General features: G+C 73.3%; 25 protein-coding genes. 6 read left to right on the top strand and 19 right to left on the bottom strand.

Features of this window, described 5'->3' with window-relative positions; genetic code table 11:
* Positions 1 to 109: 109 nt before the first annotated feature.
* Positions 110 to 739 carry a pyroglutamyl-peptidase I gene (locus A4A78_RS01320; RefSeq protein WP_062946639.1) on the bottom strand — a complete coding sequence of 210 codons (630 nt, stop codon included), beginning with the start codon at positions 737 to 739 and terminating at the stop codon, positions 110 to 112.
* A 123-nt stretch (positions 740 to 862) separates the two neighbouring features.
* Here A4A78_RS01320 and A4A78_RS01315 point away from each other — a divergent pair, with 123 nt between their 5' ends.
* Complete coding sequence (locus A4A78_RS01315) at positions 863 to 1,537, top strand: GNAT family N-acetyltransferase (RefSeq protein WP_062946638.1); 675 nt, start codon at positions 863 to 865, stop codon at positions 1,535 to 1,537.
* A 154-nt stretch (positions 1,538 to 1,691) separates the two neighbouring features.
* Here the strand turns inward: A4A78_RS01315 and A4A78_RS01310 are convergent, their stop codons facing one another.
* From A4A78_RS01310 to A4A78_RS01290, 5 genes are all read right to left on the bottom strand, one after another.
* Positions 1,692 to 2,201 (bottom strand): lamin tail domain-containing protein, encoded by a 510-nt coding sequence (locus tag A4A78_RS01310; RefSeq protein ID WP_062946637.1) that lies wholly within the window; start codon positions 2,199 to 2,201, stop codon positions 1,692 to 1,694.
* A 214-nt stretch (positions 2,202 to 2,415) separates the two neighbouring features.
* Positions 2,416 to 4,230, bottom strand: a complete 1,815-nt coding sequence (locus tag A4A78_RS01305; protein WP_062946636.1) for an ABC transporter ATP-binding protein — start codon at positions 4,228 to 4,230, stop codon at positions 2,416 to 2,418.
* On the bottom strand, positions 4,227 to 6,053 hold the full coding sequence (locus tag A4A78_RS01300; protein ID WP_062946635.1) for an ABC transporter ATP-binding protein: 1,827 nt from the start codon (positions 6,051 to 6,053) through the stop codon (positions 4,227 to 4,229). The genes A4A78_RS01305 and A4A78_RS01300 overlap by 4 nt, the downstream gene beginning before the upstream one ends.
* 306 nt (positions 6,054 to 6,359) lie before the next feature.
* Complete coding sequence (locus A4A78_RS01295) at positions 6,360 to 6,713, bottom strand: hypothetical protein (RefSeq protein ID WP_062946634.1); 354 nt, start codon at positions 6,711 to 6,713, stop codon at positions 6,360 to 6,362.
* 53 nt (positions 6,714 to 6,766) lie between these two features.
* A complete protein-coding gene (locus A4A78_RS01290; protein ID WP_062946633.1) occupies positions 6,767 to 8,299 on the bottom strand; it encodes an alpha-amylase family glycosyl hydrolase in 1,533 nt (510 codons plus the stop codon).
* An 84-nt stretch (positions 8,300 to 8,383) separates the two neighbouring features.
* Here A4A78_RS01290 and A4A78_RS01285 point away from each other — a divergent pair, with 84 nt between their 5' ends.
* On the top strand, positions 8,384 to 9,169 hold the full coding sequence (locus tag A4A78_RS01285; protein ID WP_062946632.1) for an alpha/beta hydrolase family protein: 786 nt from the start codon (positions 8,384 to 8,386) through the stop codon (positions 9,167 to 9,169).
* Between the two features lie 69 nt (positions 9,170 to 9,238).
* On the opposite strand, the gene A4A78_RS01280 is transcribed toward A4A78_RS01285, so the two are convergent.
* Genes A4A78_RS01280 through A4A78_RS01270 form a run of 3 tightly spaced genes read right to left on the bottom strand, consistent with a single transcriptional unit; the run spans position 9,239 to position 11,384 of the window.
* A complete protein-coding gene (locus A4A78_RS01280; protein ID WP_062946631.1) occupies positions 9,239 to 9,619 on the bottom strand; it encodes a hypothetical protein in 381 nt (126 codons plus the stop codon).
* Complete coding sequence (locus A4A78_RS01275; RefSeq protein ID WP_062946630.1) at positions 9,616 to 10,839, bottom strand: serine hydrolase; 1,224 nt, start codon at positions 10,837 to 10,839, stop codon at positions 9,616 to 9,618. The genes A4A78_RS01280 and A4A78_RS01275 overlap by 4 nt, the downstream gene beginning before the upstream one ends.
* Positions 10,840 to 10,841: 2 nt before the next feature.
* Complete coding sequence (locus A4A78_RS01270) at positions 10,842 to 11,384, bottom strand: helix-turn-helix transcriptional regulator (protein ID WP_062946629.1); 543 nt, start codon at positions 11,382 to 11,384, stop codon at positions 10,842 to 10,844.
* Between the two features lie 287 nt (positions 11,385 to 11,671).
* On the opposite strand from A4A78_RS01270, the gene A4A78_RS01265 reads away from it, so the two are divergent.
* Entirely contained in the window at positions 11,672 to 11,956 is a 285-nt protein-coding gene (locus A4A78_RS01265; protein ID WP_010551819.1) for a YciI family protein, read from the top strand.
* A 21-nt stretch (positions 11,957 to 11,977) separates the two neighbouring features.
* On the opposite strand, the gene A4A78_RS01260 is transcribed toward A4A78_RS01265, so the two are convergent.
* From A4A78_RS01260 to A4A78_RS01230, 7 genes are all read right to left on the bottom strand, one after another.
* Positions 11,978 to 12,595, bottom strand: coding sequence for a hypothetical protein (locus A4A78_RS01260; protein ID WP_231880803.1), 618 nt, complete (start codon positions 12,593 to 12,595; stop codon positions 11,978 to 11,980).
* A 115-nt stretch (positions 12,596 to 12,710) separates the two neighbouring features.
* Positions 12,711 to 13,628 carry a LysR family transcriptional regulator gene (locus tag A4A78_RS01255; protein WP_062946627.1) on the bottom strand — a complete coding sequence of 306 codons (918 nt, stop codon included), beginning with the start codon at positions 13,626 to 13,628 and terminating at the stop codon, positions 12,711 to 12,713.
* Between the two features lie 244 nt (positions 13,629 to 13,872).
* Entirely contained in the window at positions 13,873 to 15,246 is a 1,374-nt protein-coding gene (locus A4A78_RS01250) for an LLM class flavin-dependent oxidoreductase (RefSeq protein ID WP_197466607.1), read from the bottom strand.
* On the bottom strand, positions 15,243 to 16,325 hold the full coding sequence (locus A4A78_RS01245) for an LLM class flavin-dependent oxidoreductase (RefSeq protein WP_062946626.1): 1,083 nt from the start codon (positions 16,323 to 16,325) through the stop codon (positions 15,243 to 15,245). Before A4A78_RS01245 ends, A4A78_RS01250 begins: the two co-directional genes overlap by 4 nt.
* Positions 16,322 to 17,335: a transporter substrate-binding domain-containing protein gene (locus A4A78_RS01240; protein WP_062946625.1), complete on the bottom strand. Its 1,014-nt coding sequence runs from the start codon at positions 17,333 to 17,335 to the stop codon at positions 16,322 to 16,324. Before A4A78_RS01240 ends, A4A78_RS01245 begins: the two co-directional genes overlap by 4 nt.
* On the bottom strand, positions 17,332 to 18,381 hold the full coding sequence (locus A4A78_RS01235) for an amino acid ABC transporter ATP-binding protein (protein WP_062946624.1): 1,050 nt from the start codon (positions 18,379 to 18,381) through the stop codon (positions 17,332 to 17,334). The genes A4A78_RS01240 and A4A78_RS01235 overlap by 4 nt, the downstream gene beginning before the upstream one ends.
* Entirely contained in the window at positions 18,378 to 19,424 is a 1,047-nt protein-coding gene (locus A4A78_RS01230) for an amino acid ABC transporter permease (RefSeq protein WP_156488514.1), read from the bottom strand. The genes A4A78_RS01235 and A4A78_RS01230 overlap by 4 nt, the downstream gene beginning before the upstream one ends.
* Before the next feature lie 147 nt (positions 19,425 to 19,571).
* Here A4A78_RS01230 and A4A78_RS01225 point away from each other — a divergent pair, with 147 nt between their 5' ends.
* Positions 19,572 to 22,199 carry an FAD/NAD(P)-binding protein gene (locus tag A4A78_RS01225; protein WP_062946623.1) on the top strand — a complete coding sequence of 876 codons (2,628 nt, stop codon included), beginning with the start codon at positions 19,572 to 19,574 and terminating at the stop codon, positions 22,197 to 22,199.
* 188 nt (positions 22,200 to 22,387) lie between these two features.
* Here A4A78_RS01225 and A4A78_RS01220 read toward each other — a convergent pair whose 3' ends face one another.
* Complete coding sequence (locus A4A78_RS01220) at positions 22,388 to 22,876, bottom strand: DUF4383 domain-containing protein (RefSeq protein ID WP_062946622.1); 489 nt, start codon at positions 22,874 to 22,876, stop codon at positions 22,388 to 22,390.
* A gap of 323 nt (positions 22,877 to 23,199) precedes the next feature.
* A complete protein-coding gene (locus tag A4A78_RS01215) occupies positions 23,200 to 24,096 on the bottom strand; it encodes an ornithine cyclodeaminase (RefSeq protein WP_062946621.1) in 897 nt (298 codons plus the stop codon).
* 106 nt (positions 24,097 to 24,202) lie between these two features.
* Between A4A78_RS01215 and A4A78_RS01210 the strand changes: the two genes are divergently transcribed.
* Positions 24,203 to 24,718: a hypothetical protein gene (locus tag A4A78_RS01210; protein WP_062946620.1), complete on the top strand. Its 516-nt coding sequence runs from the start codon at positions 24,203 to 24,205 to the stop codon at positions 24,716 to 24,718.
* A 94-nt stretch (positions 24,719 to 24,812) separates the two neighbouring features.
* Here the strand turns inward: A4A78_RS01210 and A4A78_RS01205 are convergent, their stop codons facing one another.
* Positions 24,813 to 25,298 carry a DUF2087 domain-containing protein gene (locus A4A78_RS01205; RefSeq protein WP_062946619.1) on the bottom strand — a complete coding sequence of 162 codons (486 nt, stop codon included), beginning with the start codon at positions 25,296 to 25,298 and terminating at the stop codon, positions 24,813 to 24,815.
* 188 nt (positions 25,299 to 25,486) lie between these two features.
* On the opposite strand from A4A78_RS01205, the gene A4A78_RS01200 reads away from it, so the two are divergent.
* On the top strand, positions 25,487 to 26,818 hold the full coding sequence (locus tag A4A78_RS01200; protein ID WP_231880801.1) for a thermonuclease family protein: 1,332 nt from the start codon (positions 25,487 to 25,489) through the stop codon (positions 26,816 to 26,818).
* Positions 26,819 to 26,826 lie beyond the last annotated feature (8 nt).

The raw sequence follows: 26,826 nt of genomic DNA, 5'->3' as shown, positions 1-26,826 counted from the left end.
GGCTGTGTCGGGGCGGGGAGTGCCGGAGGGCGGGAGACTCCCGCTCAGCGCCCGCCGCTCAGCGCCTCGGCCGCTCGATGCTCGGCGCTCAGTGCTCAGCGCCCGCATCTCAATGCTCGGCGCCGCCGGCGAGGCGGACGTCGGCCTCCGTGGAGAGCGCCACCTCGACCATCCGCACCAGCGCCCGCGCGGCGGCGGGGGAGTCGACAACGTCGGCCGTGGGGACGTGGACGAACCCGCCCCGGATCCCCTCGAGCGCCGGGTCGGTCGCCAGCAGGTGCTGCAGCGCGTAGAAGACGTCATTGCACACATAGGTCCCGGCGGTCTGCGACACCGCCGCCGGCACTCCGTCGGCCGCGAGCGCGGCGATCATCGCCTTGACCGGCAGGGTCGAGAAGCGGCCGACGGGCGCGCCCGGGACCACCGGCTCGTCCACCGGGCTCGCGCCTGCGTTGTCGGGGATCCGGGCGTCGCGGATGTTGATCGCGACCCGCTCCGGGGTGATCGCGGTACGCCCGGCGGCGAGGCCGACGGCGACCACGAGCCGCGGCCGCAGTCCCCGCACCGCCTCCTCCAGACGCTCCGAGGCGGTGCCGAACTCGACCGGCAGCTCGACCGCCTCCGCGTCCACGCCGCGCGCGACGAGGGCCGGGACCGCCTCCCGGACGGCCTCCCAGGACTCGTTCGTCGCCGCCCCGTCGAAGGGCGCGAAACCGGAGAGCAGAACGTCGATGGTCATCGGGACAGGGTACGGCGGGCCGCCCGCCGACGGGCTGCGCGCCACGACGATGCTCTCGCCGGCGTCGACCAGCGCTGCGCCCGTCGCGACATCGCCCCCGTCGCCCGCGACTACTCTGGGGCGATGTCCGAGCAGACCCGTGCTGAGCCGTTCCCCGCGCTGTCCGCGCTCTACCCCTCCCTCGGGCTCGTCGTCCGCGCCGGGGACCTGACGCTGCGGCCGCTGGCCGATGAGGACCTGCCCGAGTACGCCGCACTGATCCGTCGGCCGATCTTCGAGGACCCGGCCTCCCCGCAGGTGTTCCCCTGGTACCGCGCCGAGCCGGAGACGCGCGTGCGCGAGGCGCTGCGCTTCCAGTGGACGCTGCGCAGCGGGATCTCTCCCGAACGCTGGACACTCGCCTTCGGCGTGTGGGCGGGAGGCCGGCTGATCGGCGCGCAGGACGTCTCCGCCGACCGCTTCGCCGAACGGCGCACCGTCACCTCCGGCTCGTGGCTGACCCTCGATGCCCACGGGAACGGGTACGGCAGGCTCATGCGCCAGGCGATGCTCGTGCTCGCCTTCGATCACCTCGGCGCGCTGCGAGCCGAGTCCGCCGCCGTGATCGGCAACGCCCCCTCCTATGGGGTCTCCCGCGCCTGCGGCTACATCGACAACGGCACCGAGATCTCCACGATCCCCGGCTCGCACGAGGAGCAGCAGCGCTTCCTCGTCACGCCCGAGCTGCTGCGCCGGCCCGACGTGCCGGTGGAGATCGAGGGGCTCACGCCCGCGCTGCGGGAGATGCTCGGCGCCTGAGCCGGCGGCGGGAGAGGGCAGAACGGCCCGATGCGACGTTCCTGCGGGAGCGCGTCGGGCGGCTCGGCCGCAGGTTTCTGACAGAACCGACGGCGATGACGTTCCCGCGGGAACGCGTGCGGGGCCGACGGGCAGCGGTCGGCCCCGCGCCGGATCAGCAGTAGGCGGTCGTCGCGTCGGTGCGGACCGTCGTCTTCGTCGCCTTCTTGACGCCGCCTGCGAACTTGCACGACTCGAGCAGCGTGCCCTTGGAGCTGTACAGGCGCGCGGTGTCGCCGGTGTTGTTCCAGATGTAGCTCGCCTTGCCCCAGTACAGGGTGGTGGAGGTGTTCTTCCCGGTGCCCGAGCGGATCGTGACGGTCTTGCCGGGGGCGATCTTGAAGCCCTTGGGGAAGGTGTACTTCTGGGGGCCGTTGTCGCGGATCACGAAGCCGGTGAGGGTCAGCGCGGTCTTCCCGGTGTTCTTGACCTGGATGTACTCCTTCACGTACTCGGAGTTCTTCGAGTAGTCCCGGCCGGGCGGGTCGTAGTACACCTTCACGATGTCCAGCGGCTTCTTCACCGCGGCATCGGCGGGTGGGGCGACCGCGAGCGGGACCGCGACCACGAGCGCGGCGAGCAGCAGCGCCAGGAATCGGGCGCGCGAGAGCAGGGGCAGGTGCATGGGATGACCTCTGAGGAGCAGGGGATCCGCGGGTGACGGCCGACTCTCGTCGGCTCTCCTCAGGATCGGGATCGGTGTGACAGCAGGAAGATAACCGGCGCTGACCTCCTGCGCCAGAGTTCCCGCACAACTGTCGTGGGAACTGCGCCACATCGGCTGCCGGGCGCGGGGCCCGTGCCGCGCACTCCCGGTGAGAGGGGACGATCCCGGCGCGCTACATCGACTCCTGCCACGCCTGGTACAGCGCCGCGAAGCGGCCGCCGGCGGCGACGAGCTCGGCGGGGGAGCCGTCCTCGACGACCTGCCCGTCGTGCACCACCAGCACGCGGTCCGCGATCATCACGGTGGTCAGGCGATGGGCGATGATCAGCGAGGTGCGGCGGCCCAGCAGCTTCGTCAGCCCCTCCTGCACCATCCGCTCGGAGGGGATGTCCAGCGAGCTGGTCGCCTCGTCGAGGATCAGCACCCGCGGGTCGGCGAGGAAGGCGCGGGCGAAGGAGATCAGCTGCCGCTGACCGGCCGATACGCGGCCGCCGCGCTTGTTCACGTCGGTGTCGTAGCCGTAGGGGAGCTTCTCGATGAACTCGTCGGCCCCGATCGCGCGGGCCGCCGCCTCGATCTCCTCGCGGGGCGCGCCGGGCCGGCCGAGCGCGATGTTGTCCGCGACGGTGCCGGAGAACAGGTACGCCTCCTGCGTGACCATGACGATGTTGCGGGTGAGGTCCTCCATGGACACCTCCCGCAGGTCCACCCCGTCGAGCTTCACCGCGCCCTCGGTCGCGTCGTAGAAGCGGGCGATGAGCTTCGCGACCGTCGACTTCCCGGCACCGGTCTGGCCCACCAGCGCCACCGTCTGACCGGCGGGGATGTGCAGGTCCATCGGCTTGAGCACGAGCGGCCCGTCGGCCGAGTAGCGGAAGGCGACGTCCTCGAAGTCGATCTGCCCGTCCGAGCTGGGCAGCGGCGTCGGGGTCTGCGCCTCCTTCACGTGGGGCTGCACGGCCAGCAGGTTCGCGATCTTCTCCAGCGCTGCGACCGCGGACTGGAAGGCGTTGTAGAAGTTCGCGATCTCGTCGATCGGCTGGAAGAAGCGGCGCGAGTAGAGCACGAGCGCGACCAGCACGCCGACCTGCAGGTCGCCGCTGAGCACCCGGAACCCGCCGACGACCAGCACCGCGGCGATGGTGACGTTCGCGAGCACGCGCAGCGCCGGCTGGTAGATCCCGAACACGTTGATCGAGCGCAGCGACGCGTCGCGGTAGTCCTGGGCGAGGCGGTCGAACTCGGCCTGGTCGCGGTCCTCCTTGCGGAACGCCTTCACCGCGCGGATCCCGGCCATCGCCTCGACGAAGTGGACGATCAGCCGCGCCGAGTGGGTGCGGATCGCGCGGTACTCGACGCTCGAGCGCTTCTGGAACCACACCGTCAGCGCCACGCACGGGATCAGCATCAGCAGCATGACCAGGCCCGTCACCGGGTCCATGCCCACGATCACCACGATCGTGAACACCATCGACAGCGAGGCGCCGATCATGACGTTCACGCCCGAGTCCAGCAGCTCCCGCAGCGCCTCCATGTCGGAGGTCTGCCGCGAGACGATCCGGCCGGAGGTGTAGGACTCGTGGAACTCGAGGTCCTGCTTCTGGGTGAAGCGGAAGACCTTCCGGCGCAGGGCGAGCAGCATCCGCTGGCCGACGACGACGGACTGGCGCACGTACCCGAACGTCAGCACGCCGCCGACGATCGCGGCGGCGACGGCGAGGGCCGCCGCCTCGAAGGCCGGCCATGGATCGCCGTCCAGCAGGGCGGGCAGGCCGTGGTCGATGCCCCGGGCGATGATCGCCGGGCCCGCGACGACGGCGAGCTGCGCGACGACGACCATCACGCCCATCACCACGAACTGGCCCTTGACCGGGGAGATCAGCTCGCCGAGCAGGGAGAGGGAGCGCTTGCGGGAGGCCTTCGCCTCCTCGGGGGTGAGGGCCCCGCCGTCGGCGCCGTCCTGGTCGAGCGGTGCGGTGGTGGTCATCGGCCCTCCTCCTGGATGGCCCGGAGCTCGAGCTCGCCGGTGAGCGTCTCGATGTCCTGGTCGCGGCGCCGCTCCTCCTCCTGGTTCGCGATCACCCAGCGGTAGCGGGCCGAGCTCCCCAGCAGGTCGGTGTGGGTGCCGACGGCGACCACTCGCCCGTCGTCCAGCAGCGCGACCCGGTCGGCCAGCGCCACGGTCGAGGTGCGGTGGGCGACGATTAGGGTGGTGGTCCCGGCGAGCACCTCGCGCAGGCGCGCGGTGACGGTCTCCTCGGTCTTGGTGTCGAGGGCGGAGAGCGGGTCGTCGAGCAGCAGCACGGCGGGCTTCGCCGCGATCGCGCGGGCGAGGGCCAGGCGCTGGCGCTGCCCGCCGGAGAGGCTCATGCCCTCCTCGCCGATGCGGGTGTCGACCCCGTCCGGCAGCTCGTAGGCGTAGGTCGCATCCGCCGTGCGCAGCGCGAGGTGCAGCAGATCCTCCGCCTCCTGCGCGGACAGGGCCGGGTCCGCGCCGAGGAGCACGTTGTCCCGCACCGAGTCGGAGAACAGGGTCGCGTCCTCGAAGGCGACGGCGGTGAGGGTGCGCAGCGTGGTGAGGTCCATGTCGCGGATGTCGACGTCGTCGATCGTGATCGCGCCGGCGGTCGTGTCGTACAGCCGCGGCACCAGCTGCAGCAGCGTCGACTTGCCGCTGCCGGTGACGCCGACCAGCGCCATCGTCTCCCCGGGGCGGACCTCGAGGTCCACCCCGTCCAGCACGTCGCCGACGTGCTCGGGGGCGTCGGCGTAGCGGAAGTGCACGCGGTCCAGGCGCACAGCCCCGATCGCCGCGGCCGGGTTCACCGGCGCCGGGCGCTCGGGCGAGACGATCGTGTTCTCGGTGTCCATCACCTCGTAGTGGCGGTCCAGCGCAGTGCTCGCGTTCACGGCCTGGCCCAGCAGCATGCCGAGCATCCGCACCGGGCCGACCACCAGCGTGGCGGTCGCGAAGTAGGAGGCGAGCTGGCCGGTGGTGATGGATCCGTCGGCGGTCAGGTGCAGTCCCACCAGCAGTGCGACGCCGAGCGCGAGCTCGGGGAGCATGAACATGAACATGTCGAAGCGGGCGATGGCGGTCGCCTTCTTCACCTCGGTGCGGCGCAGCTCCTCGGCCTGCTCGGTGAAGCCTTCGAGCGCCGTCGGGCCCCGCCCGAAGGCCTTCAGCACGCGGATGCCCTGCACGGACTGCTCGATGGTGGTGGCGAGGTCGCCGTTCTGGTCCTGCGATCGGCGGGAAAGGACCGAGAAGGTGCGGTTGAAGCGGTAGGCGATGATCGAGACGGGCACCGCGGCGATGAAGAAGATCAGGGCCAGCAGCGCGCTGGAGCGGATCAGCAGCACCATGCCCACCGCGATCGTCACCGCGTTGGTGACGGCCATGATCATGCCGAACGCGATCCAGCGGCGGATCTGGCTGATGTCGCTCATCATGCGCGAGAGCAGCTGGCCCGAGCCCCAGCCGTCGTGGAAGGTGACGGGCAGGTGCTGGACCTTCTGGTAGAAGCCCACGCGGATCTGCTTCTCGACGGTGGTCGAGGGGGCGACGGCGAAGGTGCGGCGCAGCCAGATCAGGGTGGCCTCGACGATGCCGAGGCCCAGCACGATCGCGCCGCCGGTCCAGATGGTGATGGCGGTGGCGTCGCTGCCGAGCCGGTTGACGATGACCTCGAGGACCTGCGGGATCATCAGCGCTACGAGTGAGGCCGTCATGGCGCTGAGGAGGCCGAGGAAGAGGCGGATGCGGATGGGACGGACCGTCTGCCAGAGGCGGCGCATGGTGCCGAGCATGGGGGAGAGAGTTCCTCAGAGGGGAGTGCGCCCCGACGTTCGGGGACGAGGACTTAGCCTAGTCAACTATCCCGACAGGTGACAGCGCATTCCGGGACCGTCCGCTCCGGCGCGTCGCTCGTCTCGCCTCCTCTGTACGGGTCCATCCCCTCTGAGGTGTCGTTATGGGGCCGGATGCCGACAGCTCGGACGGGATGGGCTCAGGGTGCGCGGGGTGGCGGGCTGCTCCCTGCGGTGTCGCCGATGGGCGCGTAGTGACGCGATGTGGCGATATCGCCACGACGTGCCGTGGAGCGCCCGCCCTGGTCAGGCGTCTGCGTCGGCGGGCAGCCACTCGCCGTAGGCGGCGTCGGACAGCAGCGCCGCGGCGCCGGCGGAGGCGGCGGTCACCGTGAGGACCGCGGGCCAAGCCCCGATCTTCTTCGCCAGCGGGTGGGAGAGGCCGAAGCCGAGCACGTAGGTCGCGCCGAGCACGGCGGTGGTCGCCGGCCCGCGACGGGCGAGCCAGGTGCGGCCCGCGTAGATCCCGGCCGCGGCGAGGACCACTCCGCCGAGCGGGCGGATGCCGGTCTCCCGCGCAGTCAGCCAGCCGCCGATCAGTCCGGCGGCGACGACGGGGGCGGTGTTCACGGACTCGGCGGGCTTGATCGCGGTGCTCATGCCTCGAGCCTACGTCGTGAGTCCCGGTGGCGGCTGAGACGTCGGATCGCCCCTCAGCGCACCACCGCGATGCCGTGGGCGGGGACCGTCCCCTCTGCGGCGGGACCGACGGCGTCGAGCATGTCCGCGCCGCTGACCGCCTCGAGCACCTCGCCCGGGGCGGGCAGGGCCTCGTCGCCGAGGTTCAGCACCAGGGTGAGCGGGGAGGGGCGCTCGCCGGCCGCACCGTCGGCCGCTGCTGGATCGGTCCCGCCGTCGGCCCCGCCCTCGCCGGCGTCGGCCGACGGGGTCAGCACGATCTGCGCCCAGGTGTTCGTCAGCGTCGACTCGTCCACGGCGACCGAGGCGGTCGTCAGCCACCGTTCGCGGCGGCGCAGGGAGAGCAGGCGGCGGTGGACGTCGAGGATCCGCCCGGCCGCCTCGGGGGCGAGCAGATGCAGGGAGCGGGGGGACTCGCCGCCTGCGTCGGCCGCCTGGTGCGCGGCGACGACCTCGTCGGGCGAGCCGGGGAACCAGGGACGGATCGCGTCGTCCCCGCCCTCGCGCTCCTCCTTCACCGCAGCGGCGCCGAACTCGTCCCCGGCGTAGAGCGCGGGGACGCCCGGCAGCAGGGCGAGCAGCGCGATCGCGGCGGCGAGGTCGCGGCCGTCGGTCAGCTGGGAGGCGATGCGGGTGGTGTCGTGGTTGCCCACGAAGGTCAGCGGCAGAGCGCCCTCACCGGACTCCCGGAACTGCTCGAGGAAGTCCTGGTGGCGGCCGAGCGCATGCGCGAGCTCGAAGAGGTTCCCGTCGCGCAGCGAGGACCAGATCGCCTTCCACAGCTCGTACTGCGTGATCGAGTCCGCGCCGGAGGCGGCGGCGAAGGCGGGGTAGTCGCCGTGGATCACCTCGCCGAGGATCCACGCCTCGGGATGCGCGGCCCGGATCCGCTCGAGGATCGGCGCCCACGCCTCGGCGCCCGCGGCGTACATCGCGTCCAGCCGCCAGCCGTCGGCCCCGCGCTCGAGCCAGCGGCTCATGATCTCCACGATCCGGTCCTGGATGACGGGATCGGAGAGGTCCACCTCGACCAGGTCGTCGTTGCCCTCGAAGCCGTAGGGGCTCGTGCCCGACCAGCGGATCCGGTCCCCCTCCTCGGTGCCGGGGCCGGCGGCGATCGCGCGGCGCGCGGTGGGGTGGAGGCGGGAGATGTGGTTGAAGACCCCGTCGAGGACGAGGCGGATCCCGCGCTCGCGGCAGCCCGCGACCAGTGCGTCGAAGTCCGTCTCGTCGCCGAGGCGCGGGTCGATCCGGCGGTGCTCGAGGGTGTCGTAGCCGTGGGAGACCGAGTCGAAGATCGGGTTCAGCAGCAGCACGTTCGCGCCGAGGGCCACGAGGTGGTCGAGCCAGCCGGTCAGCCGGCGCAGGCGGTGCACGACGTTCTCGCCGTCGGCCCCGCCGTAGGTCTCGCCGGTGAGGTCCTCGCGGTGGCGGGGCGCGCCGCAGAAGCCCAGCGGGTACACCTGCCAGCAGATCGCGTCGCGGACCCAGGCTGGGGCGGCGTGCGGTGCGGGCTCGGCAGGGGCGGCGGGAGCGGTCTCGGTCATGCCGCCATCGTAGGCAACGCGGGGCGCAGGGGCACCTGGGGTGGGATGCTGGGGCCGACGCCCGCCCGCTCATCGAGGAGAGACATGATCCGCCTGCGCACCGACTTCTTCGCCGAGTCCCTCGGCATGGGTACCTCGATGGTGGTGCTGATGCCGCAGGCCGCCTCCGGGATCGGGATGGAGGGCGCCGACGGCGGTGGCACGGGCGACGCGGCCGACGGGCCGGGCGTCCCCGTGCTCTACCTCCTGCACGGGCTCAGCGACGACTGCACCATCTGGGAGCGCCGCACTTCGATCGAGCGCTACGCGACCGAGAAGGGGATCGCCGTGGTGATGCCCGAGGTGCGCCGCTCCTTCTACGCCGACGAGGCGGTGGGGGAGGCGTACTGGACCTTCGTCGCCGAGGAGCTGCCGCAGATCGTCGCGCGCACCTTCCGCGTCTCCACCGCGCGGGAGGACACCTTCGTCGCGGGCCTGTCGATGGGCGGCTTCGGCGCGCTCAAGCTCGCGCTGAACCATCCGGAGCGCTTCGCGGCCGCGGCGAGCCTGTCCGGAGCGGTCGACCTCACCTCGATGGACCTCGACTGGACCGGCACCCTCGCCCAGCGCGTCTGGGACGGCCGAGAGATCGCCGGCACCGCTGATGACCTGCTCGGACTGCTCGGCAAACGCGATCCCGCCGAGCTGCCGGCCCTGTTCCTCGACTGCGGCACCGAGGACCAGCTCATCGACCAGAACCGCCGCTTCCTCGCCGCGGCCGAGCAGGCCGAGGTCGAGGTCGCCTCGCGCCTGCGTCCCGGCGCCCACACCTGGGAGTTCTGGGACGAGGGCATCCAGGACGTGCTGGACTGGCTGCCGATCCGGGGCTGAGGCAGGGCGTCGGCCGGTACGGAGATCGACACCTGACGCGCCCAGGATCCCGCTCGGGACGAGGCGCGGTCAGCCGGCGATCAGCGCCACGACCACCAGCGCCAACCAGAACAGCACCTCGATGAGTGCGGAGCTGCGCGGCGGCGGGTCCAGGAGCTTGGTCTTGCGGGGGCTCGGCTCCGACGGCGGGGTGCCGACGAGCAGACGCCGCGCGGAGAAGGCGATGCCGAGCAGGATCGCGAGCGTGAACGCCCAGCTGACCCACCACAGCGCAACCGGGAGGAGCCCCGCCAGGCCGATCACGCCCATCAGCGAGGCGGCGCCGACGGCTTGCAGCGCGAGGCGCACCGGGTGCTGGTAGCGGGTCCAGATCTGCACGATCGTCACCACCAGCGCGACGACGAGATACGCCCCCACCAGCAGCGGCAGCAGCGCGAGCACCGTGTTCACAGCGCCACCTCCCCGGTCAGCACGCCCACGGCGAGCCCGTCGAGGGAGCGGGCAGTGTCCGAGAACAGCGCCAGCCCCCGCCCGCTCGACGGATCCCAGCCGACGAACGACGCATAGCCGCCGGTCATGCCGTTGTGCCAGGTGATCGGCTGACCGCTGCCGAAGTCCTCGAGGAACCAGTTCATCGCCGTGGAGCTCTCCGCGCTCTCCTCGAACAGCATCTCCGTCGCGGCCGCCGCGCCCGGGGCGGAGCCGTCGATCATGGCGGTGAGATAGCGGGTCATGTCGGCCGGGGTGGAGCGGATGCCGCCGGCAGGGGCGGAGCCGTGCATGGTCCACATGCCCTGGCGCAGGCCGCTCGTGCCGTGCCCGCGCCGGGCCGACTCCCGCAGGTTCTCGGCCGTGATAGGTGCATACGTACTGGTCATGCTGAGAGGGGCGAGGGTTCGCTCGGCGAGGAGCGTTGCGTAGTCGCTGCCTGCGGCCGTCGCGAGCAGCTGCCCCTGGAGCGCGACGGCGAGGTTCGAGTAGGCGTGCTCGCCGCGGCCCGACGGGGTCTCGGAGAGGGCGTCGGCGATGACCTGCTGCGCATCCCGGCCCCGGTAGGGGTCCTTCCGCAGCAGCCCGGCGAGGATGCTGCCTCCGGCGGCGGCCGAGCCCAGTCGCGGCAGGCCCGAGGTGTGGGTGGCGAGCTCGGCGAGGGTGACGTCAGCGATCGCGCTGCCCTCCGCCTCCGCGCCGAGCAGCTCGGCGACGGTGGTGTCCGTGGCGACCTCCCCGCGCTCGACCGCGACGGCCAGCAGCGCACCGGTGAAGGTCTTGGAGACCGAGCCGATCTCGAACTCGGAGCCCTCCAGCGCGGCGCCGTCGCCGGTGCCGAAGCCGGCCAGGCGCGCCTGCCCGTCCTCGACCAGGACCGCGGCGACCCGTCGGTGTCCGCGCAGGTGAGGGGCGAGAGCGCTGGCGAGCTGCTCGTCGCCGGCCGGCTCGCCGAGGGAGGCGGGACGCGGCGCGGTCAGCGCCGTCAGGCCGACGACGGCTGCCGCCGCGGGCACGGCCGCGGTGAGGACGGTGCGCCGCGCCGGGCGGGCCGGTCGGGCTGAGCGGGCGGGGTGAGAAACGTGCGCGGCGTGGGCGGACTGCTCGGGACCTTCGGCCGACGGGGCGTCGCTCGAGGGGCCAGCGGCGTCGTGGGGTGGGGTCTCAGGCAGGTCCGGCATGGTCAGCCTTTCTCGAGGGCGGTGACGATGGCGAGGAGCGGGACGATGCGGCTCGGCGGGATCGCCCAGCTTCCCCTGCGCGGGGACGTGGCCCAGCCGCCGGCCTGGAGAGCGGAGAGGTGGTGGTAGGCGACGCCGGTCGAGGCGAGCTCCAGCTCGTCCACGAGCTGCGCGACGGTGTGCTCACCGTCGACCAGGCGGCGCAGGATCGCCAGGCGCAGCGGATGACCGAGCGCGGCCACGGTCTCGGCGCACTCGGCCCAGTCCGCGGCCAGGAGGTGCTCGGTGGGGCGGCCCCACTGGTACTCCACGTGCCCCGCCCCGACCTCGACGCTGCCGGCGTAGACGACGGCACCCGGGGCAGGGACCTGCGCCTTCATCGCGGTGAGGGCCCAGAACGGGTCCTCAACGGCGGAGGGGCGCGATGATGCGCCAGCGGGAGGGGCGTCGACAGGCGCGGGATCGGGCGGAGCGGGCTCCTCGAGCTGCGCGATCCGGCGCTCGAGCGCATCCAGCCGTCGCAGAAGCTCCGGATCCTCGGCCATGTCCCACCTCCTGAGGTGACGGATCGGCGGCGGTGGCCGTCGACCACGACCAGAGTATCCGGAATTACGGAGGAACGGAATAGTGGGGGCGGAGGATCGAGGTGGCGCGGCTCGGTGAGGCGAAGGCAGGCGCAGTTCGGTCAGGACCATCGGGCCCAGGCCGGTGCTGTCGGGGTCGCCGGCGCCTCCGGGCCCGGACGTCCCGTCGGCCGCGGCGCGCGGTGCGGCAGGATGGGGGAGATCATCGGCTGGCATCGCCGTCGGCCGCCGCGCACGAAGGGGAACCCATGGCCGTCTTCGCCGTCCAGTACACCTACATCGACGACGCCCAGCGCCTGGCGACGTTCCGGCCCGAGCACCGCGAGCACCTCGCCGAGCTGCTCCGCGAGGGCACGCTGCTGCTGTCGGGTCCGCTGGACGACGGGTCGGAGGCGCTGCTGATCGTGGTCGCGGACTCCGCCGAGGACGCGCTCGCCAAGCTCGACGGCGACCCCTTCAAGCGCGAGCGCGTGATCGTGGACCGCGTCGCGCGCGAGTGGAAGGTCGTGATCGGGGAGCTGCCCGGCGCCTGAGCCGGGGACGGCCGCGCGTCCTCAGATGCGCGGCGAGTCGGACTCGTCGTCTCCCGGCTCCTCGGTGTGTGCCGTCGGCTCGGAGCGTCCCGACGGGGCGGCGCCGGGGTCAGGCGTCGTCGACCCTGCCCCCGTGGCGCCGCCGGGCGCACCGTCCTGCCGGGTCCGGTCCTGGAAGGCGAAGAGCTCGGAGACGCTGTCGATGCACGCGGCGTCCTCGCCCTGCAGCGCGAGGGGCAGCATCCGCTCCCCGCCGTACCGGCCCAGCAGCTGCTGCGCCGCCGGGTCCTTGAACACGTTCACCCAGATCAGGTCCTCGCGCGGCGCACGGATCGCGGCCTGCAGACGTGCCGAGGCCGGGTCCCCGGGCGCCCAGAGCACGATCGTCGGCGCCGTCCCGTCGGCCTCCCGCATCCGTGCCTGCGCGTCGGCGAGCGGGATGTGCGGGCCGGAGCGCAGCGGGCTCGTCCAGTACGCCATGAACAGGGAGAACGCGCCCACCGCGATCGCGGCGATGAGCTGATCGGCCAGCACCATCAGCAGCGTGAGCAGAGCACCGCCGACGAGCAGCAGCACGGGCCGCAGCCACGCCCGGGCAGGAACGCGGGGTGTGGACGGGGCAGGATCGGTGCCGGACATCTGCCCAGGGTACGGCCGTCGCCTGGACCCGCGTCGAGAGCGATCTGCAGGAAGGGGACTCCAGCGGCACGCGCTGGAGTCCCCTTTGTGCAGGCGGGGCGGAGCCGCGCCCGGCTCAGATCAAGGCGGCGGTGGCGAGGCGCCCGGTGGTCTCGGCGGCCAGGGCGTCCTTCAGCGCGGCGACGGCCGGGATGGCCAGCGCGCCGCGACGGTTGATCAGGCCGATCATGCGGTCGTCGAGATCGGGTAGGTGGCGCACCACGAGATCGTCGGTGGGCGGGGCGGCCTCGAGGGTGGTCTCGGGCATCAGCGCGACGCCGCCGCCGTGCGTGATCAGGCGCTGCACCACGATCGAGTCGTCGGTCGAGTGGCGCACCTTCGGCGTGAATCCGGCGCGGCGTGCGCTCGAGAGCAGGTTCGCGCGGCAGCGCTCGCAGCCCGCGATCCACGGCTCCTCGGCGAGGTCGGCGAGGGTGAGCTCGGGGTCGTGGGCGCGGGGGTGGGCCGCCGGCAGCACCGCCATCACGCGGTCCTCCATCAGCGGGGTCCACTCCAGGGCGCCTTCGTCGCCGATGTCGCTGCAGGGGTAGCGGAACACGAGCGCGAGGTCGAGATTGCCCTCGCGCACGGCCGGCACCGCGTCCGGCGGCTCGAGCTCGTCGAAGGTGACGTCGAGGTCCGGGGCGCTCTCGCTCAGGCGCGCGAGCACCGGCGGCAGCAGCACGGCCGCGGCCGACGGGAAGGTGCCGAACTTGACCGTCCCGCGACGCAGGGCGGTGATGTCGGCGAGCTCCTCCTCCGCGGCGTGCAGCTGCGCGGCGATCGCCTCGGCGTGCAGGGCCAGGCGCGAGCCCGCCTCCGTGGGGGTGACGCCGGAGGAGGAGCGCAGCAGCAGCTGCGTGCCCACCTCCTTCTCGAGCGCGGCCAGGTGCTGGGAGACGGCCGGCTGGGTCCAGCCCAGCTCGCGCGCGCCCGCGCCGATCGAGCCGTTGCGCACGACGGTCCGGAAGATGAGAAGCCTGCGGGGGTCCATGACAGTCATGGTATCCGCCAGTGGCAAGCCTGGCTTATGACTTCGCCGACGGCGTTCTGGGTGGTTCGTGAGGCGGGCCTGGGCGTCGGCGGGAGCGGCGAGACGTGGCTTTCTGCCGGAATGAGAGGTCATACCGGCAGAAAGCCACGTCTCGGTGGCGGCGGAGCGGCAGCAGAAGCTGGGATAGGAGGCCGGGGAGGGGAAGGGGGCGTGACCGGCCTCCCGCCCCGCCCCGTTCACCGGGTCACAGCGGCGGGAGGCCCAAGTTCTCGCGCAGCGTGGTGCCGGCGTACTCGGTCGGGTACACGCCCCGCTCCTGCAGGCGCGGGATGAGGTGGTCGACGATGTCGTCGAGCCCGGAGGGGATCAGCCACGGCGTGATGTTCAGGCCGTCGATCGCACCGAGCCGCGCGAACTCGACCAGCCGGTCCGCGACGGCGTCGTAGCTGCCGGTGAACTCGCCGCGGCGCGCCCCGGACTTCACGCGGGCGAACTCGAGGATGCTCTGGCCCTTCTCGGCCGCCTCCTCGCGCCACTGGCGGGTGAGCTGCTCGGCCTTCTCGAACTGGAAGCCGGCGCCGCGGGTCACGCCGGACTCGACGACCTCCGGCGGCACGTCCGGCAGCGGCCCCTCGGGATCGAACTCGGAGAGGTCGCGGCCCCAGTACTGCTCGAGCAGGGCGATGGCCTGCTCGGGGCCGATCTGGTGGTCGCGCACCCAGCGCACCTTCTCGTCGGCCTCCGCCTCGGTGGGGGCGAGGATGATCTCGGCGCCCGGGAGGATCTTCACGGCGCCCGCGTCGCGGCCCGCGGCGACGGTGCGCTCGACGATGCTGCGACGGAACTCGACGGCCGCGGCGAGGGAGCCGTGGGGGGAGAAGATGACGTCGGCCGTGCGCGCGGCGAAGTCCTGACCGGCGGGGGAGGCGCCGGCCTGGAAGAGGACGGGGCGGCCCTGCGCGGAGCGGGGCAGGTCGCCCGGGGCGCGCACCGTGTAGTGGGCGCCGTCGTGGCTGATCCGCTCGCCGGCCCAGTACTGCTCGGCGACCTGCAGGAACGCCTCGGCGTGGGTGTAGCGGTCGGCGTGGTCGAGGTAGCCGCCGCGGCGGAAGTTCTCTCCGGTCCAGGCGTTGTCGGTGGTGACGATGTTCCAGCCGGCGCGGCCGCCGGAGAGCAGGTCGAGGGTCTGCAGGCGCCGCGCGAGGTCGACCGGGTCGTTGAAGGTGGTGTTCTGCGTGGCGACCAGGCCGATCTTCTCGGTCACGCCGGCCAGCGCCGCGAGCAGCGTCTGGGCGTCGGGCCGGCCGGCGACGTCGAGCTCGAAGGGCACGCCGCGGTGCTCGCGCAGACGCAGCCCCTCGCCGAGGAAGAACGCCGCGAACTTCCCGCGCTCGGCGGTGCGGACCAGCGACTCGAAGGACTCCCACGCGACCTGGTCGCCGCTCTCGGGAAGGCGCCAGATGGTGGAGGAGTTCACGCCCTGGAAGAAGGCGCCGAAGGAGAGCTGTCCGGTGGGGGTGTGCGCGGGGTGGAGCGGGTGCGCGGCGGGGCCGGTCGCGAGCGCGGCGGCCTCCTCGGACAGCGGCGCGTCGGACAGCGGGGTGGTGGCGGTGCTCATGCGTTCTCCTCGGAGGTGAGGCGGGCGCGGTCGGCGCGCCGGGCGGGATCGAGCTGGAAGGGGGTCTCGGGCAGGCCCAGCAGGTCGCGGAGGGTGCGGCCCGACGCCGACGCCGAGGACGGCGCCGCGCCCGATGCGTCCGACGCGGCCGGGGCGGGGGCGATCAGGCCGCGGGAGCGGAGCTCGTCCGTCAGCTGCCGGACGGTGCCCAGCGGGTCGGCCTCGAGGTCCAGGCCCACCAGGCGCACGAGCCGCACCTGCTGCGAGGCGGCCGACGGATCGGCCTGCTCGCCCGCGCCCGACGCCGCCTCCGTGCCGGTCTCCGCGAGGGCCGAGCCGATCTGGGCGGCGAGCTCCTCGACGCGGGCCCCGCCGGAGACGTCGAGGTCCAGCACCCGCCCGTCGGCCAGCTCGTCGCTCACGCGCTCGCCGGCGGCCGCGCGGTCGGTGTCGGCGACGAGGACGGGCAGCAGCCCCTGCGGGGAGCGGGGCGTGATCGCGGGGCCGCGCACGGAGAAGGTCTCCGCCTCGACATCGGCGTACTGCAGGCGCGAGGCGTCGACGTACACGCCGCGCTCGGTGTCGCGCACGACGGCGTCCGGCGCCCAGGTGCCCCAGACGGTGCGGACGGCCTCGAGCACGTCGGCGGCCTCGCGGGCGGTCGCCTCCAGGCCCAGCACCTCGCGGCCCACCGCCTCGGCGGCCGACGGGTCGGTCTCGGCCTGCAGCAGCCAGCCGGCCCGGCCGTGGCTGATGTGGTCCAGGCTCATCAGCTGCGTGGCCAGGTGGAACGGCTCGACGTAGATCGCGTCGGTGCGGGGCAGCAGGCCGATCCCGCCCGTCAGCGGCGCGAGGTGCGCGGCGACGTGGATCGGGTGCAGGCCGCCGTCGGAGAGGGTAAGCGCGCCGATCCCGGCCTCCTCGAGGCCGCGGGCGAGCGGGGCGAGGCCCTCCAGCAGGGACGGCGCGGTGACGAGGTCGACGGCGAGGACGGGCAGCGCGCCCGCCCCGTCGACCGGACCGGCGGCGGGCGAGGTGCTCGACGCGGTGGTCTCGTCGGGCGTGACGGTGGTGCTCACGGGTTCTCCTTGGTGTGGACGCGGGATTCGGGGAGGGCCTCGTCGCTCAGCTGCCAGCGCTCGAGGACCTGGGCGTAGGTGCCGTCGGCCATCACGGCGTTCAGCGCGGCGGCATAGGGCTCCGCGAGGCCGGTGCCGGCGGGGAGGGTGGCGGCGACCAGCGTCTGGTCGGGCCAGCCGGCGTCGATCCGGCCCTGCACCTCCATGTCATCGCGGCGGGAGGCGGTGAAGCTCTGCGTGGGGAAGGGCGCCAGGTAGCCGTCGACGCGGCCGGAGCCGAGGGCGAGGAGGGTGTCGGCCTCGGTGGAGTAGTTCTTCAGCTCTGCCGGCGCCCTCCCCGCTTCCTCGAGCTCCGCGTTCCAGTCGACGAGGATCTTCTCCTGGTTGGTCGCGGCGCCGACGGCGATGATCTTCCCGGACAGCGTGTTCGCGTTCTCGAGCCAGCCCTCGGCGCCCTTCTGCACGAGGAAGGCCATGTAGGCGGCGCGATAGGAGGCGAAGTCGAACTTCTCCAGGCGCTCGGCGTTGATGCCGACGTTCGCGTGGACCACGTCGAACTCGCCGCCCTCGAGCTTCAGCGGCCAGTTCTCCCAGGTGGTCAGCCTCAGCTCGAACTCCAGGCCCAGCTTGTCGGCGACGAGCCGCGCGATGTCGATCTCGGAGCCGATGTAGGTCTGGTTGTCGTCGGCCAGGAACGACAGCGGCGGCGGGGAGGCGCCGTTGATGCCCACGCGCAGCACACCGGACTCGGCGATCTCCGCAGGCACCAGCGCAGCGATCTCCTCGTCGACCTCCGCGCGGATCAGCTCCTGGGTGCCGGAGGTGTCGATGGTGGGGGCGGTGCCGCCGTCGCCCTCGGAGGCCGCGGCCCCGGCGGCGTCGCCTGCGGCGGTGCCCGGGACGGCCACCGGATCGGCGCAGGCGGAGAGCAGGCCCAGCGGGAGCAGCAGGCCGCCGGCGGCGACCGTGCGACGGGTGGGGCGCAGGCGTGCGCGAGCAGGGCGGGTCATGAGAGGTCCTTCGAGGGGGAGCGGAATGCGGCGCCGACGGGATCGGGGCCGGCGGAGGCGGCGCGGGCGGAGTCGAGCGCGTCGGCGTCGGTCGCCTCGGCGCCGGTGGGCTCAGGACCGGCGGACTCCGCGCGGACCCGCTGCAGGAAGGAGCGGGTGCGCTCATGGGTGGGGGAGTCGATGACCTGCGCGGGAGGGCCCTGCTCGACGATCCTGCCCTGGTCCATGAACACGACGGTGTCGGCGACGTCGCGCGCGAAGGAGATCTCGTGCGTGACGATCACGAGCGTGGTCCCGGCGCTGGCGAGGGAACGGATCACCGCAAGCACCTCGTCGACTAGCTCGGGATCCAGGGCGCTGGTCGGCTCGTCGAACAGCAGCACCTTCGGGCGCAGGGCGAGGGCGCGGGCGATCGCGACGCGCTGCTGCTGGCCGCCGGAGAGCTGGCGCGGATAGGCGCCCGCCTTCTCGGACAGGCCCACGAGCGCGAGCAGCTCCCGGGCATGCGCCTCCGCCTCGGTGCGCTTCACGCCGAGCGCCCGACGGGGCGCCTCCGTGATGTTCTCCAGCGCCGTCATGTGGGCGAAGAGGTTGAAGGACTGGAACACCATCCCGATCGCGGTGCGCTGGCGCAGCACCTCGGGCTCGCGCAGCTCGTGCAGCAGGTCGCCGTCGCGGCGGTAGCCGATCACCTCGCCGTCCACGCTGATCAGACCGCTGGTGACGGGCTCGAGATGGTTGATCGAGCGCAGCAGGGTGGACTTGCCGGAGCCCGAGGGGCCCAGGATCGCGGTCACCTCGCCGGGCGCGATCGTGAGGTCGATGCCGCGCAGCACCTCGAGGTCGCCGAAGGACTTGTGCACCCCGCGGATCTCGACGAGACCGCCGCGGGGGCCGTCGGCCGACGGACCGGGCCGGGCGGCTCGGGAGGCCGACGTGCCGGGCCGGGTAGCCGACGGGCTGGTCGCGTCGGCCGAACGGGCGCCGGCGGGCTTCTGCGTCCCGTCGGCCGAACGACGGCGCAGCAGGGAGGTCAGCGGGCTCATGCGGTGGCTCCTGCGGTGACGGGGCGGCGGCCCAGGCGGGCGCGGAGCCGCTGCAGCGGGGTGGGCGGCAGGGTGCGCACCGCGCCCTTGGAGTAGTGGCGCTCGATGTAGTACTGCCCGACCGAGAGCAGCGAGGTGATCACGACGTACCAGACCGTCGCGACCAGCAGCATCGGCAGCACCTGCTGGGTGCGGCCGTAGATCAGCTGCACGGTGAAGAACAGCTCGGCGTGCGCGAGGACGTACACGATCGAGGTGCCCTTCACCAGGCCGATGATCTCGTTGAACGCGGTGGGGAGGATCGCGCGCATCGCCTGGGGCAGCACGATCCGCAGCGAGCGGTCGCGGGCGGGGATGCCCAGGGCGCTGGCGGCCTCGATCTGGCCCTGGTCCACCGACAGGATCCCGCCGCGGATCAGCTCGGCGGCGTAGGCGGCCTGGTGCAGGCCGAGCCCGAGGACCGCGGCGATCATCGGGGTCATCAGGTCGCTGGTGCGGGCGTCGACGAAGGTGACGTCGGTCAGCGGGATGCCGAGCGTGATGTGCTCGTAGAGGTAGCCGAGGTTGTACCAGAGCAGCAGCTGCACCAGCAGCGGCGTGGAGCGGAAGATCCAGGAGAACGTCCAGCTCACCGACGAGATCAGGGAGGACTTCGACAGGCGCATCAGGGCGAGGACGAGCCCCAGTCCGAAGCCGACGGCGCCGGCGAGCACGGTGAGCTTCAGCGTCTCCAGCAGCCCGCGGATGATCGACTCGGCGAAGAACCACTGCGCGACCACGCCCCACTCCCAGCGCGGATTGGTCACGAAGGACCACAGCACCGCGGCGGCGAGCAGGCCCACCAGCACCGCGAGCACGATCCTGCCCGGGTGGCGGGCGGGGATCACGCGCAGGCGGGAGAGTTCCTCGTCGCTCACGGCGCCGAGGGAGCCGCGGTCCGCGGGTCCGGTCCCGGGCGCGCACGACATGACGTCGGCCCCGGAGGCGGCGGCGGGCGCGTCGGCGCGGCGGGCTGTGTCGTGGGTGGCGACGGAGGAGGTCATGGTGTGCCTTCCGTGACGGAACGTGAACCGCAGGCCGGTCGAGGCTTGCGAGGCTCGACGTTATAAGCGAATCTAATGCGGATGCAAGGTGGCGACTATGACACGTCACGTTGTGACACAGAGGCACCTCGGAAGGGATCCGCACGCATGAACTCCCGGCACAGCGCACCGACCCCCACCAGCGCGGACGACACCGGCCGCGGCGCCCCGTCGCGCCTGGTGATGGTCGGCGGCGGGCCGCGCGCGATCGGCGTGCTCGAGCGGCTCGGCGCGAACGCCGGCGTGCTCGGGACGGCCGAGCGCCTCGCCGGGACGCCGCTCCACGTGGACATCGTCGACCCGCACATGCCCGGCGCCGGCCGGATCTGGCGGGCCGAGGAGAGCCCGCTGCTGCTGATGAACTCCCGCGCCGCGGACGTCTCGATCTTCACCGATGAGACCGTCGAGGTCGAGGGGCCCGTGGTCGCCGGTCCGTCGCTGGCCGAATGGGCCGACGGGATCCGCCGCGGCACGATCGCCGCGCCGACGGCCGGCACCACCCGTCTCGCCGAGATCCACGCGCTCGGGCCGACGGACTTCGCCTCCCGGCGCGTCCAGGCGCTCTACCTCGAGTGGTTCTTCGGGCAGGTGCTCGCGGCGCTGCCCTCGACCGTGTCCGTGACCGTGCACCGCACCACCGCGACGGCAGTGCGCGCGGGCGACGGTCCCGCGGCCTGGAACGTCGAGCTCGAGGACCGCGCCCCCCTGCCCGCCGACCTGCTGCTGCTGGCCGCCGGCCACACCGACTCCCGCCCGAACGCCGCCCGCCACGAGCTCGCCGCCTTCGCCCGCCGTCACGGCGGCACCTATCTCGGCCCCTCCCAGGCCTCCGACGCGCAGGTCGAGCTGCTCGGCGCCGGGCAGGACGTGATCGTGCGCGGCATGGGACTCGCGTTCATCGACCTCATGGCGCTGCTGACCGAGGGGCGCGGCGGCCGCTTCGTGCCCTCCGCCGAGGCGGAGAGCGCAGGCGAGGACGCGGCCGCCGATCTGCGAGGCCGCCTGGACTACCTCCCCTCCGGCGAGGAGCCCCGGCTCTGGGTCGGCTCCCGCCGCGGCGTCCCGTACCACTCGAAGGTGCGCGACGAGGGCGCCCCGACCGGGCTCGGCGAGCTCGTGCACGTCACCCCCGCGAACCTCCGCGCCCTCGAGGACGAGAACGGCCTGCTCGACTTCCGCACCGATGTGCTGCCGCTCATCGCCGCCGAGATCGCCCACCAGATCCCCGGCGCGCCACTCCCTCCGGAGGGGGAGGAGTCGCTGGCCTGGCTCGACGAGCCGCTCTCCGATCTCGGCGCGACCACGCTGCCCGAGGCCGCGCAGCAGGCCACGCGCGATGCCGTCGTCGGCCATATCGAGGCGGACCTGCGCGACCGCATCGGCGACGAGGTCACCGCCGCCCGCACCCTCTTCCAGCTGCTGCTGCAGCTGCACGGCGTGCTGGTGGACCAGCTTCCCGCGACCCGCCTGCGCGGCGGCGCGGCCAGCGGCTACCCCCGCTGGTGGCATTCGCTGTTCAGCTTCGTCGACTCCGGCCCGCCCCCGCACCGCCTCCAGCAGCTGCTCGCCCTCGAACGCGCGGGCATCATCCGCTTCCTCGGACCGGGCCTGCGAGTCACGGCCGACGAGGCCAGCGGCCGCTTCCGCGCCCGCGGCGCCACCGGCATCGAGATCGCGGCCGGCGCGCTCGTGGACGCCTTCCTGCCCGAGCCGTCCCTGGCCGAGTCCACGAACCCGCTGCTGCGCGACCTGGTCACGGGCGGCGACGCAGCCCTCGGGCGGGAGTCCGCCGCCTCGCCCGGCGCCCTCGACACCGACGCCCGACACCGCGTGATCGGCCCCGACGGCACGGCGCGCGAGCGGCTGTGGGCCGTCGGCCCCTGGACCTCCGAGCTGCCCATCGCCGCCTTCGCCCGCCCGAATACCAACGCCCCCTGTCACCGCCGCAACGACGCCCTCGCCCGCGAGCTGCTCGAGACCGCGCTGCGCGGGCACGCGCCCCAGCCGGAGACCGAGGAGCCCGAGGGAGGGGAGGCCGACCGCGGCACCCCGGTGCTCGCCCCTGTCGCCATCCGCGCCCCGCACACCCCGCGGCTCGGCGTGCTCGGCCCGGGCAAGATCGGCTCGGCGCTGACGCGCACGGCGCTGCGCCGCGGGCTCGAGGTCGCCGTCACCGGCCGCTCCGCCCCGCCCGCGCTCGCCGCGAAGCTGCCCGGTGCCCGGCACGTCGGCCTTCCGGATCTCGCTGCGACCAGCGACGTCATCGCCCTGACCCTGCCGCTGCACGTCGCGCTGACCCTCGAGGCGGGCGCCCTGCAGGGCGCGGTCGTGGTCGATGCGACCAACCCCTGGGGCGAGGCCGATGCGACCGCCGTCGACGCCGCCCGCGCCGAGCTCGGCGACCACGCCGGCGAGCTCTCCACCAGCGAGCTGCTCGCCGCGCGCCTGCCCGGCGCGCACGTCGTCAAGACGCTGAACCACATCGGCTATCACGATGTCGAGGAGCACGGCCGCGACCACGGCGACCCGTCCCGTCGGGCGATCGCGCTCGCCGCCGACGACGACCGGGCCGCAGAGCTCGTCACCACGCTGCTGCACCGCCTGGGCTACGAGCCCGTGCACCTCGGCGTCCTCGCCGCCGGCCGCGACCTCGAACCGGGCGAGGCCCTGTTCGGCGGCTGGTCCACCTCCGCCGAGCTCGACCTCCGCCGCGCCGAGCACATCCGCGCCGCCTGAGCGACGGCCGGGGCGGCGGCCGGCCACCGAGACGAGGGCACCTGACCGCCCGACTCGGAGCGGCATCGGGAGGTGGGTACCTCACGGCCCGCCTCGGAGCGGCGTCGAGTCGTGGATCTGTGTCGTTATCGGGGGAAATACCGACACATATTCACGTCTCGACGGGGCGGGGACGGGGAGCCCGGTGCTCAGGCGTGCCGGACGGTCCTCGTCGAGGAGGGCGTGACCTCCCCGGACAGGAATGACAGGCCGATCAGCACGATCGCGATGACCAGATAGGCCCAGGTGTCCACCGCGTTCAGCGGCATGAAGTTCGACATCGAGCCCTGGTCGACGAGCAGGCCGAAGATCCACAGCACCGCGGCGAGGCCGCCGACGATACGCAGGTACCTCCGCGCCGAGGACGAGAACCTCGACTGGGCGATGCCGAGCGCTCCCAGCAGCAGGTGGATGATGTTGTGCAGCACGGAGACCTGGAAGATGCCCAGCACCATCGCCCCGGAGCCGAAGCCCATCTCGAGCGTGTTGAAGTGCTGGGTCAGCCCGGGGAAGAACCCGGCGAAGCCGATCGCGAGGAAGAACATCCCCACCACGATCGATGCCCAGCGCACGGGTGCTCGGCTGGGGTCCTCATCCGCTCGGGTCAGGGGCGGGTGCACGGGGCCGTCGATGAACATGTCAGTTCCTCCGTTCGTCTGCTCCGTTCGGGAGCGTCGACGGGCCTGCCGGCGCGGTGTTCGCACCGACCGCACGGCTGAGGGGCGGAGACTGCGCTCGACGCCGTGGATTCCAGAGTACGCCTGCCCCGCAGGGACCGGAAGGGGCCGGCGGGCAGGGCTGTGACCTGGGGTGATAGGGCTTCTCGTGCCGGGCCGACCGGCCAGCACGGGCTGCGCGGAACCGACGGGCCAGGCGGTGGGTCGCGTCAGCCGGAGCCGGCGACCGATGTCGCGACAGGCCGGGCCGACGGGCTTCCCTCGGACCTCCGGCGCCGAGGAGCTCAGGCCCCGGCGGCGCGGGCGACGGCGTCGGCGAGCACCACGTCCCCGAGACCGGAGCCGAGGTTCTGCGCGACGACCAAGCCGCTCGGCCGACCGTCCCGCAGCAGCTCGCCGGTCGACCCGGTCGCGCGGGGGTAGTCCTCGCCGTGCTTGAGGGGCCGCAGCGACTCGAACTGCTCCGCGTCGTCGGCGACGACCGTGCCGGTGCGGGAGATCTCGGCGCCGGCGACGGAGGCATAGTCGATCGGCAGCAGCGTCGCGTCGTCGGCGACCTCGCCCGGGCGCAGCGCCTGGTTGGTCAGCCCGATCGGCAGGCCGCTGATCACGACGCCCGCGCCTGCGAGCGCCTCGGCCCGGTCGGTCGTGGTGCGCAGCTCGAGGCCGGGCGTGTGCTCGGCGCACCAGGCGGCGAGCTCCCGGAGGGCCGCAGGGCGGCGGCCCCACACGGTCAGCGGGCCCCGACCCAGCGCCTCGATCACCCGGGCGTGGGAGCGGGCCTGCACACCGGTGCCGACGAAGGTGATCGGCCGGTCGTCCAGCGCGAGGCTCGCGCCGGTGACTGCGGCGGTGCGCTGGGCGGTGAGCTCGGCGGCGTCCATCGTGGCGCGGGTCGAGCCGTCGGCCGCGGAGAGCACCATCAGCCCGCCGATCATCTCCCGGCCTCGCGCACGGTTCGACGGGGTGACCGTCACCCACTTGACGCCCAGCAGTCCGCGCTCCGGCCAGGCGGCGGGCATCGCGTTGGCGAAGCCGCCCTCCTCGTGGACAACCTGGGTCTTCGGCGTCACCGAGGCGGAGCCGTCGGCGAGGGCGAGCAGCGTCTCGCGCATGAGCGCGACCTGCTCGGTCGGGGAGGGGAGGAGCGTGCTGACCTGGGCATCGTCGAGGTGGATCACGCCTCGACGGTATCGCGGGGCGTGAGGCCGTCCCTGTGCCCCATTCGGGGTCCGGGACCGGGGGGGGGGGGGCGACCGTCGTGCGAAGAATGTCTACCCTGTGAGCATGATGAATCAGTGGGGGAACGACGAGCACGGGCCGGGCGGGGATCCGTCCTGGCTCGGGGGCAAGGACCGCGGGGGATCGGGAACGGGGGCGGACGGTGCCGGGACGGCGGAGAGCAGGCCCGGGCCGCTGCCGAGCGGGGACAGCACCTGGTCCTCGGACTTCGACTCGCGCAGCTCGTCCCGTCGCGCTGACCAGGACTTCGGCTCGAGCTCCCCGGAGCCGCAGCACTCCGGGCCGCGCTTCGGCGAGTTCGGGGACGACGCTCGCGAGAGGGCCGAGCGCCGGTACGAGGAGTGGGAGTCCGGCGGCCGTTCCGACCCCGAGGACCGCAACCGGGCGAGCGAGGTGGGCAAGGCTCTGGTCAAGATGGCCCCGACCGTCGTGTTCCTCGTCATCTTCATCGGCTTCTTCTCCAGCAACGGCTTCTTCAGCCACGGCTTCAGCTTCTGGTGGATCGCTCTCGTGGTCCTGGTGCCGCAGGTGATCGACCTGGTCAAGAAGGTCCTGAAGTAGCCGCGGCCGGGCCGGCGTCGAACCGGCCTGCCGACGGGCCGGGACAGCACTGAGGCGGTCGGCTGCGCGGCCGACCGAGCCGCCGGCTGAGTGGTCAGCCGGCCAGGCGGTACCAGGCGCCGTCGGCCGAGCGCTCCAGCACGCCCGAGTCCACGGCGTCGCGCCGGACGAGCGCCACATCGGCCGCGAACATCGCGATCGCTGCGTTCAGCTCCGCCTCGCCGAGGCTGCGCGCCGACCCGACCCGCTCGAACACGATCCGCGCGATCCTGCCGCTGACCTCGCGGGACTCCTCGGTCTTCACCGGGATGCCGTCCAGCCGCGGCACCTCGAGGATCGCCCGGTCCGAGCGCATCAGCGCGAGCGAGTCCGCGATGCGACGCAGCGCCGGGACGTCCGCCGTGCCGTCCTCGCCGAGCCAGTCCAGGCGCGAGAGCGGCCCGCGCACCGAGGGGTCCTCGGCCGGCCCGTCCCCGGCGAGCAGGCGCCCGAGTCCGCGGCGCAGCTTCTCGGCGGAGAGCAGGGCGACGAGCTGCCGGGCGCGGCCCAGCTCGGCGGGGTGGTCGGGGGCGGTGGTCATGGGTCCTCCTTCGCGGCTCGCTCCAGGGTGGCACGACCCCGTGTGATCTCGGTGACTGGGCGTCTTCCCGAGGTGCGGTTGTCGCACCGGTCGGAGATGCTTCAAGCATTGACGAGCAGGTGCTCTCGAGAGGAACTAATCAGTTGGTCATGGGCAGGTCCAGCGGGTCGCGTCGGGGTCGGGGCACGATGGTCGGCGGGGAGCGTCGCGCATCCCCCGCGGTGCTGGACGAGCACCGTGCGCTCGAGGCCCGGGACGTCCGACGCGGGCACACGCTCCGCGACGGAGCTCGGCCGCTGCGTGCGCGGAGCCTGGGCCTCGCCCTCGGCGCCCTGCTCGCGGGGACCCTGCTCACCGGCTGCGACGACGGCAGCGGCGAGGGGACCGTGGTGCGCGTGGTCGACGGCGACACCCTGGTCGCGGTCGTCGCCGGGGAGGAGACCACGATCCGCCTGCTCAACATCGACACCCCCGAGACGAAGCACCCCGACCTGCCCGTGCAGTGCCTGGGCCCCGAGGCGACGGACTTCCTCGCCGAGCGGCTCCCGGCCGGCACCGAGATCGAGCTCGAGTACGACGAGGAGCGGCTGGACCGCTACGACCGCACCCTCGCCGGTGTCTACGAGTCGGGCTCGCTGGTGAATGCCGAGATCGCCGCGGAGGGACTCGGCGTGCCGGTCTACTTCGAGCCTAACGACCGCTTCCTGCCCGAGGTCGAGGAGGCTGCGGCGACCGCGCAGTCCGAGGGGCTCGGCCTCTTCTCCGCCGCGACCGAGTGCACCGTCCCCGCACAGGTCGAGCAGCTCGGTGCCGCGGCCGAGGCGATCCCGCAGACGGTCGCGGGAGACCCCGCCCAGGCGCTCGCCGACGCGACGACGCTGGTCGAGGACGCGGAGGCGCTCGTCGACGCCCTCGACGCGGACGTGCTCGCGACCGGCCCGAACGCCGTTCTCGCCCTGCCGCTGGCCGCCCCCTTCCTCGACGGGCAGCGGGAGGCCGCCGACGAGGTGCGCGAGCGCGCCGTCGACGGGCGAGACCGGGTGCAGGGCCTCAAGGACGACTGGGATGAGGAGCAGCAGCGGCTGCGCGAGCAGAAGGAGCGCGAGGAGCGGGAGCGGCAGGAGCGCGAGCGGATCGAGCGGGAGGAGCAGGAGCGCCAGGAGCGTGAGGAGCAGGAGCGTCGCGAGCGGGAAGCGGCACCGGCCGCGGACTCGTCCGACGAGGAGACAGCCTCCGGCGCGACGAGCTCGGGCAGCGGCAGCGGCTCGGGGTCCGACGGGAAGTCCGGCTCCGGCGGCGGGTCCTCGAGCTCTGGCGGTTCGAACTCCGGCGGCAACTCGGGCGGCGGCGCTTCCGGCGGTGACTCGTCCGGCGGCGGCAGCTCGGGCAGCGGGAAGTCCGGTGGCGGGAAGTCCGGCTGTGAGCCCTACGGCCCGGAGATCCCCTACTCGGACGACGGCGGTTACACCGGCAAGCGCTACGGCATGCCCGGCGGCAAGACCTTCCGCAAGTGCGGCTGACCGGCCGC

It is taken from the genome of Brachybacterium sp. sponge (assembly GCF_001613775.1).
Lineage (GTDB): Bacteria > Actinomycetota > Actinomycetes > Actinomycetales > Dermabacteraceae > Brachybacterium > Brachybacterium conglomeratum.
Note: the sequence above shows the minus strand (reverse complement) of the source record. Positions and strands in the feature narration are given on the sequence as shown.